Annotated in this window: 5 protein-coding genes; all 5 read left to right on the forward strand. The window is 28.0% G+C overall.

All coding sequences use genetic code 11. From position 1 onward, the window contains the following. Positions 1-461 precede the first annotated feature (461 nt). Positions 462-1,049: a ribosome biogenesis GTP-binding protein YihA/YsxC gene (gene yihA, locus RI76_RS01135; RefSeq protein ID WP_017192301.1), complete on the forward strand. Its 588-nt coding sequence runs from the start codon at positions 462-464 to the stop codon at positions 1,047-1,049. 121 nt (positions 1,050-1,170) lie between these two features. Next, a complete protein-coding gene (locus RI76_RS01140) occupies positions 1,171-3,759 on the forward strand; it encodes a valine--tRNA ligase (protein ID WP_017192302.1) in 2,589 nt (862 codons plus the stop codon). 33 nt (positions 3,760-3,792) lie between these two features. After that, positions 3,793-4,569, forward strand: coding sequence for an alpha/beta fold hydrolase (locus tag RI76_RS01145; protein ID WP_017192303.1), 777 nt, complete (start codon positions 3,793-3,795; stop codon positions 4,567-4,569). Between the two features lie 129 nt (positions 4,570-4,698). Then, positions 4,699-7,488 carry a cation-translocating P-type ATPase gene (locus RI76_RS01150; protein ID WP_026072037.1) on the forward strand — a complete coding sequence of 930 codons (2,790 nt, stop codon included), beginning with the start codon at positions 4,699-4,701 and terminating at the stop codon, positions 7,486-7,488. Between the two features lie 134 nt (positions 7,489-7,622). Beyond that, a complete protein-coding gene (gene pth, locus RI76_RS01155) occupies positions 7,623-8,186 on the forward strand; it encodes an aminoacyl-tRNA hydrolase (RefSeq protein ID WP_017192305.1) in 564 nt (187 codons plus the stop codon). The last annotated feature ends 268 nt before the right edge of the window (positions 8,187-8,454 follow it).

The following is an 8,454-nucleotide window of genomic DNA, read 5'->3' on the forward strand; positions in this document are numbered from 1 at the left end:
ATTGAATAATATTTTAAAAATAATATGGATATTATGCTTAAAATATTATTCATCTTCTTAATTATAACATATTTCAAATAATTGCGGTCTAATGGTTTTTTGTTTTTTTAAAAAAATATTTTATTTATCGAAAGGAGTATAAAATAGAAAGGCTAAATAGAGAAAATTTGTTTGAAAAATAATCATTATTTCTGTTTACTGTTATAAAAAAGAAGATTATTGTAAACGAATTAATTTGTTTATATTATTAAATATCAATTATAATATAATAACATTGTTAAGATAAGTCATAAAAAAAAAAAAAATAAGAAAATTATTTTTATATCAACTGATGGAAAGAAATAAATACATTATAGAATGATAAATAAAAAAACATCCTTTTTAAATTGGAAAAAATATAAATATTTTTTATGAGTTTTTTTCATTAAAAACACTATATAGGAAATATATTGAGGAAAAAAATGATTAAAAAATCTATTTTTATTAAAAGTATTCAAGACCCTATTGACTGTCCCGCCCTCCGTTTATCAGAAGTTTTTTTAATGGGTCGCAGTAATGTTGGCAAAAGTTCTTTTATCAACGCTTTAACGAATAAAAACAAATTAGCTTTATTTTCTAAAACACCTGGTAAAACAACCACTATTAATTATTTTTTATTAAATGATTCTTTTTATTTAGTTGATTCGCCAGGTTATGGTTATTCTAAAAGAAATAAAACTTTTAAACAAAGCGTTTTCCATATGATTAATAATTTTTTACAAAACAACTATTTTGTTAAAATTATTTTTCAAATTATTGATTTTAAAGTGGGCCCTACAAAGATGGATTTAGATATTTATCATAATTTAAGAGAATATAATTTACCGGTTTTTTTAATTTTAAATAAAAAAGATAAAGTGTTGAAAAATCAAGTTATTAATCAAATGCAAAGAATCAAAAAAGAATTTTGTACGCCTGAAGAAAATATTCCTATGTTTTTACTTTCTTGCAAAAATAAAGATGGTTTAAATGAAATAGTTAATTTTATTTATGATAAAATAAATACATAATTCATTATTTTTTATTTTTTGTTAAATTTGATACTTTTCGGTATAAGATAATAATTATTATGAACTAAAGATAAAATATTTTTTAGTGTTTTAAAGCTAAAAAATTAGGATTAAGAAAAATATGGAACAAAAATATAATTTTAAATTAGTAGAAAATAAAAGATACGTTAAATGGTTAGAAAAAGGCTATTTTAAAACACAAAATAACCCCGATAAAACACCTTTCACTATTGTTATTCCGCCTCCGAATATTACGGGCAAACTACATTTAGGTCACGCTTGGAATAATACTTTACAAGATATAATTATCAGAAGAAAAAAAATGTTGGGTTTTGACGTCCTTTTTTTGCCGGGAATGGATCATGCCGGTATAGCGACTCAAAGCAAAATCAAACAAAAATTAAAAGAAGAAGGTTTTGCTGAACAAAACCTAACCAAAGAAATCTTTTTAAAATATGCTGCCTTATGGAAAGATGAATATACACAAAATATTCATACTCAATGGAAACGTTTAAGCCTTCATCTGGATTATGATTACGAAAAATTTACTTTAGATAAAGATTTTAGCCAAGCAGTAGAAAAAGTTTTTATTCAACTTTACGACAAAAAATTAATTTATCGTGATTATAAAATGATCAATTGGGACCCTTTTACTCAATCTACGATTTCTGAAATTGAAGTTAATTATCAAGAAGTAGAGGGTAAATTATACTATTTAAGATATTATTTAGCCGATGATAATGCTAATTATGTAGAAGTGGCGACTACAAGGCCGGAAACTATTTTTGCAGATCAAGCTTTAACCGTTAATCCTGATGACGAAAGATATCAACATTTAATCGGCCAAAAAGTGGTAGTTCCTGGAACGAACACAAAAATCCCTATTATCGCTGATAATTGTGTGGAAAAGGATTTTGGGACAGGCGTTTTAAAAGTAACTCCAGCTCACGATGTGAACGATTTCCAAATCGCTCAAAGACATGATTTGCAAATAGTTTCTTGTATGAATCCTAACGGAACTATGAACGAATTAGCCCAAGAATACCATAAAATGGATCGTTTTGATTGTCGTGAACAATTAATCCAAACATTAACTGCGAAAAAATTCGTATCTAAAATAGAGGATTATACCCATTCAGTAGGATTTTCAAGCATTTCTGGTGTTGTTATTGAACCAAGGTTATCATTACAATGGTTTTTAAAAACTAAAGCTATTTCGCAATCTGTTTTACAAGAACACCAAATTAACTTCTTTCCTAAACGTTTTTTAAAAACTTTTAACAATTGGTTAGAAAATTTAGAAGATTGGTGTATTTCTCGTCAATTATGGTGGGGACATTCTTTACCTGTGTGGTATAAAGGCGATGAAGTTAAGGTCCAATCGCAAGATCCAGGCTATGGTTTTCAAAGAGATCCAGATGTTTTAGATACTTGGTTTTCTTCCGCTTTATGGCCTTTATGTACGTTAGGATGGCCTGATAATAACGTAGAGTTATTCCAAAGACGTTTTCCTGTTGACGTTTTAGTAACTGGTTATGATATTTTAACCTTTTGGGTTTCTAAAATGGCTTTACAAAGTATGAATTTAATTGAAAAAATACCTTTTAAAGATGTTTTGTTGCATGGTTTAATAAGAGATTCTCAAGGACAAAAAATGTCTAAATCGAAAGGAAACGGTGTAGATCCGATAGATATCATTGATAAATACGGTACAGACGCTTTAAGATGGTTTTTAACCACTAATTCTTCCCCAGGTGCGGATTTATTATATAACGAAACTAAAATAGCGTCTAGTTGGAATTTTATTAATAAAATTTGGAACATTAGTCGTTTTATTAAATTAAACATTAATACAGATCAAACCGATTTTAAGGTTGAAATGTTATTAATGCCGGAAAAATTTTTATTATCGCAATTATCGCGTTTAATGGAAGAAACAAACCATTTATACGATAAATACGAATTTAACATTGTAGGAAGTCTGTTGTATAATTTTGTTTGGGAAGACTTAGCCAATTGGCATTTAGAATTTTTAAAAATTGTTTTAAAAGAGTACGATCGAGAGGTATCTTTAAATTCTCAAAAGTTAGCTCTTTATATTTTAAAAATCACTTTACAATTGCTCCATCCTTTCATTCCTTTTGTAACTGATGCTATTTATGAAGAATTTGCTTTTACGCAACCTATTATTAACGAACAATTGCCGCAAATTAATGCAGTTAATTATTCCTCTGATGATTTCTATTTCTTAACTTTTAAAAATTTAATTGTGAAAATGCGTCAATTTAGACAAAATTATAAAATAACCAAAAATACTTTATTATCTTTATATATAGAAGCTCCTATAGAAAAACTATCCGAAATAAAAACTATTAAGCCTGTTTTAAAGAGTTTTTTAATGGCTTCTGAGATTAAAACAACCCATAAACTAAAACAAGAACAATACGAATGGTTGTTTTTTGACAAAGATACATATGTTTTCATTTTTAAAAAAGACTTGCAAGCTTTGAAAAAAAATCAATCTGATAATCAATCGCCACAATTGTTAAAAAAAATTTTAAGCGAAATTCAAAGAAGTGAAAAGATTTTAAATAATCCCTCCTTTTTAGAAAAAGCTAGTAAAGTTAAAATCCAAGAAGAACAAGATAAATATAAAAAATATTTAAGTCAACATGAAAAATTAATTAAAAATAAAGATCAAGAAGGTTAATCATAACCTTTCTTTTTCTTGAAAAAGGTTGATATGTTTATTAATAAAAATTTTTTTTATATTAATTTTAAAAACGTTCCTAATCCGAAAGCTAATATTATTATTACTCATGGATTAGGTGAAAGTTCACAAGATTATCTCCCTTTAGCTGACTTTTTATGTCATGCCGGTTATAACGTTATTTTATACGATGTTAGAGGACACGGAAAAAGTGGTGGTTCAAGAGGTGATGTGAATAATTTTCATGTTTTGGTGGATGATTTGGCTTCTCTTGTGAAGAAAATTAAAAAAAAATCTTCTTTAAAAATTTTTTTAATCGGTCATAGTATAGGCGGAATCATTACTAACTCTTATATGGTAAAATACGGCGAGGTTAACGGTTCTATTATTAGTTCTGCTCCCGCTCATGCACTGAATAATAAACATTTAAAATACCCTTTTTATTGGTTTAATTTTAAACCAAGGAAACTTAATTTTTTATCTAATAAAATTGCTCATACGCCTATATATAAGGGTTATTTCCCTTATCATTTAGAATATGTTACTCCGCGTTTAATGAGAAATTTATTAGTTTTAAGTCCTCAATATTTACAAAAAAGATTATCTTTTTATGTGGGTTCTGTTTTGTTTTTATACAGTATCCAAGATAAAATTATTTCTTTTAAAAATGGTTCTTTTTTATTTGAAAAAGTACCTTCTAAAGATAAAAAATTAATTCTATATCAAGAGTCTTATCATAATTTATTTCACGATATAGAAGCGAACAAAGCGTTTGAAGATACGGTTGTATGGCTAGATAAAAGGTATTGACGATAATACCTTTGAAGAAACTATTTTTTTTAAAAAAAATATTTATTTTGTTAAAATGGATGATATAAATATATTTTTAATATGTTAAAATTGTTTTTTAAACAAGTTAAAAAAAGAGTAAGGGAATTTATGAACAATAACGATATTTTGCAAATCAGTAAATTATCACAAGAAGAAGTGTTTAAACACTTCCAAACCTCACCAACAGGATTAGATGATAACGAAGTACAGAAAAGAAAACTTTTATACGGGTTAAATGATATTAAATCCGCTAAAAATTTTAATGTTTTTAAACAAATTATTAAACAATTTACCTCCATGTTCGCTATTTTATTGTGGATATCAGGTACTTTAGCTTTTTTCATTCGCGAATGGCAAATCGGATTATCTATTTTCTTAGTTGTCATTGTGAACGGTATTTTCGCTTTTTTACAAGAAAGCAAAGCAGAAAAAATTTTGTCTTCTTTAAGCGATATGATGCCTAAAAAAATCCAAGTTTATCGTAATAATCAAATAGAAGTGATAGATGTTATTGATTTAACTATCGGAGATTTAATTTTTTTAGAAGTAGGGGCTACTATTCCTGCTGATTTAAGGATAGTGCAAGCTAATAATTTTTTCGTTGATAACTCCATGTTATCAGGCGAAACGATCCCCTTAAATAGAACGGCTAATCCTAACATACAAGATGAATGTGTTGTCGCTGAAATGCCTAATTTAGTTTATGCAGGTACAACAGTTTCTGAAGGTAGCGCTAAAGCGATTGTTTATTCTATTGGAGAAAACACTCAAATAGGGCAAGTATCTGTTTTATCTGAAAACATCGATAAAGGATTATTTACTTTAGAAAAAGAAATTCACAGAGTAGTTAAAAAAATTAGTTTTATTGCTTCTTTATTAGCTTTAGTAGTCTTTTGTGTATGTTTATGGCGTTTTAAAGCTGATAATTCTTGGCGCAAGGCTTTAAGTGGCGCCATTGTAGTGGCTTTAAGTATGTTAGTGGCGAACATTCCTGAAGGATTATTGCCGACTATCAACTTAAGTTTAGCTATCGGAACCCAAAGAATGTCGAAACAAAACGCTTTAATTAAACAATTATACTCAGTGGAAACATTAAGTTCCGCTACAGTTATTTGTACCGATAAAACAGGAACTTTAACGGAAAACCAATTAACTTGTAAAAAAATTGTCTTTCCGGGCGGTTCTGTCGATATTGCTGGTAATGGTTTAAAAAAAGAAGGACAAATCAAAAATTTAAATCAAGAAACAGACGATAAAGTCTTGAAAAAAATCTTTATTGCTTCTATTATGGCTTCAGAAACGAACTTAATTGATGATGAGAAAAATAAAGACGATTATCAAGTAGTAGGTAACCCTACCGAAGGTTCTTTATTAGTTGCCGCTAGCAAATACGGGCTTTCTATTGATGCAGTGCGTCAAAATTTTACAGTTGAAAAAACTACTCCTTTCTCTTCGGAAACTAAAAAAATGAGTGTTTTAGCGACGAATGTGGCACAAGACAAATATGATATTGGTAGCAAATATTTATTTGTTAAAGGCGCTCCAAGCGTTTTATTAAAAGATTGTAATGCTCAATATAAGAATAACCAAGTAAGCTCTTTTTCTGAATCAGAAAAAGAATTCTTTTATGAAAGAAACGAAGAATTATCTAACCAAGGTTATCGTATTTTAGCTATCGCTTATAAAAAAATTGAAGACGGTTCTTTAGAAGAAGCTAATATGGTCTTCTTAGGATTCGCTGTTAATTTCGATCCTCCAAAAATTGAAGTTAAAGGCGCAGTAAAAGATTTATTAAAAGCTGGTTTAAAAATCACTGTTATCACCGGAGATTACGGTCCTACAGCTATTTCTATCGCTAAACAAGTAGGTATTATCAAAGAAGAATATATCCATATTGATGGTAATCAATTAGAACAAATGTCGCAAGAAGAATTTCAATATTCTTTAAAAACAAGAGTTCCTGTTTTATTTTCCCGAACAACTCCTAAACACAAATTAAGAATTGTTGAAGCTTATCGCGCCAATGATGAAATAGTGGGCGCTATAGGCGATGGAGTGAACGATATTTTGGCTATGAAAGCCGCTCATATTGGTATTGCAATGGGTAAATCTGGTAAAGATGTCGCTCGTAATGCAGCGGATATGATTTTATTAGATGATAATTTCTCCACCATTCCTAAAGCAGTTTTAGAATCTAGAGGAATCTATTCTAATATTAAAAAATTCATGACTTATGTTTTATCCTCAAACATTCCTCAAATTTTCCCTATTATCGTGATGACTTTATTTAAAGTGCCTCTGTATTTAACTGTTATGCAGATTTTAGCTATTGATTTATTAACGGACTTAGTACCTGCTATTGCTTTAGGTGCTGAAGAACCCGAAAAAGATTTATTAGATCACAAACCTCGTACAGAAAATGACCATTTATTAGACAAAAAAATATTAAAAAGAAGTTATGGTTTTTTAGGAATTGTAGAAGGTGTATTAGCGTTAGTCTTTTTCTTAGCTTTTGGTGGTTACCAATTTTTCCTCAATCATGAAATAGCTTTTAAAGATATTTCTGAACAAGCAGGTTTCATTTATGCGTCCACAATGGCTTTCGGAGCAGTTATTTTTGCTCAAGTAGGCAATGCTTTTGCTTGTCGTTCGGATAAATTATATTTTTGGGAAAGTTACAACAAGAAAAATAAACTTTTATACGTGGGAATTATCACCGAGTTATTCTTATTTGTGTTAATTTCTCAAAATATAGGGTTTTTGAATTCCTTTTTCAAAACTAAACCTATAAGATTTATAGATTATTTATACTTACTTTTACCAATAGTGGTTATGTTAGGTTTTGATACTTTAAGAAAAAAAATCATTAATAACAAAAAACCAGCTGAGACCAAATAATTAAGCTTTTTAACCATGAAATAACAAAAAAACTTTTATCTGTTTTTTTGTTATTTTTTTACATTTTAAAGGTTTTAAATGTTATTATTTAATTTGAAAACAATGAAAACAAATAAGAAAAAAGGGAGAGCGAATTGAAGCTAATTGTAGGTTTAGGAAATCCGGGAAAAATGTTTGAATTAACCCCTCATAATATAGGTTTTATGTTAATTAATTATTTAGAAAAAGAATGGAAAAAAAACATTTTAACTACTAAAAAAGAGCTATCAAGTATCGTTTCTCATCTTCAATTAGAACAAGAAACCATTTTGTTAGTTCAACCGCAAACTTATATGAATTTTTCAGGCAAAGCCATCAAACAACTGATGTTGAAATATAATATCCCTAAGGATGATGTTTTAGTGCTCGTTGATGATATCAATTTAGAGCCAGGCGCTTTTAAGCTCAAATATAAAGGCGGTCATGGTGGTCATAATGGTTTAAGAAATATTATAGATATGCTACATTCTAAGGAATTTAAAAGATTAAGAATAGGAGTTGGTCTTGATTCTCGTATTCCCTTAGAACAATATGTTTTAAACCGTTTAAATACCCAAACACAAAAACAAATTACAAATAATTTTCCTTTGTTTAAAAAGTTAATCAGCAATTTTATCCAAGGTTATCCTTTTGCTAATTTAATGAACACTCTTGTATAAGAAAGAAATGATAATTTTCTTCTTTTAAAAACAAGTTAAAAAGAGTGATTATGCCCTGTTCAGGCGCCTTTATTTCTTAAGAAAAAAAGATGTTATTTTTTGATAAAAAAATTGTTAAAAAGATGATAATTTTGATAAAATAAATAATATTGCAAATGTTTAAAAATGAATTAATTTTTGCGATAGAAAAATGTTAAAAAGTAAAGCTTTTAGATGAAATGAAATTAACTTTTAATTTTTAATAAATTAATTAAATTTTTTGAAATAA

It is taken from the genome of Milkweed yellows phytoplasma str. MW1, assembly GCF_000309485.1.
In the GTDB taxonomy this organism is placed as follows: Bacteria; Bacillota_I; Bacilli_A; order Acholeplasmatales; family Acholeplasmataceae; genus Phytoplasma.

What these genes read in the sequence shown, in the direction of transcription:
- RI76_RS01145 (WP_017192303.1), top strand. Translation starts at nt 3,793, where the DNA reads ATGTTTATTAATAAAAATTTTTTTTATATTAATTTTAAAAACGTTCCT.
- yihA (WP_017192301.1), top strand. Translation starts at nt 462, where the DNA reads ATGATTAAAAAATCTATTTTTATTAAAAGTATTCAAGACCCTATTGAC.
- RI76_RS01150 (WP_026072037.1), top strand. Translation starts at nt 4,699, where the DNA reads ATGAACAATAACGATATTTTGCAAATCAGTAAATTATCACAAGAAGAA.
- RI76_RS01140 (WP_017192302.1), top strand. Translation starts at nt 1,171, where the DNA reads ATGGAACAAAAATATAATTTTAAATTAGTAGAAAATAAAAGATACGTT.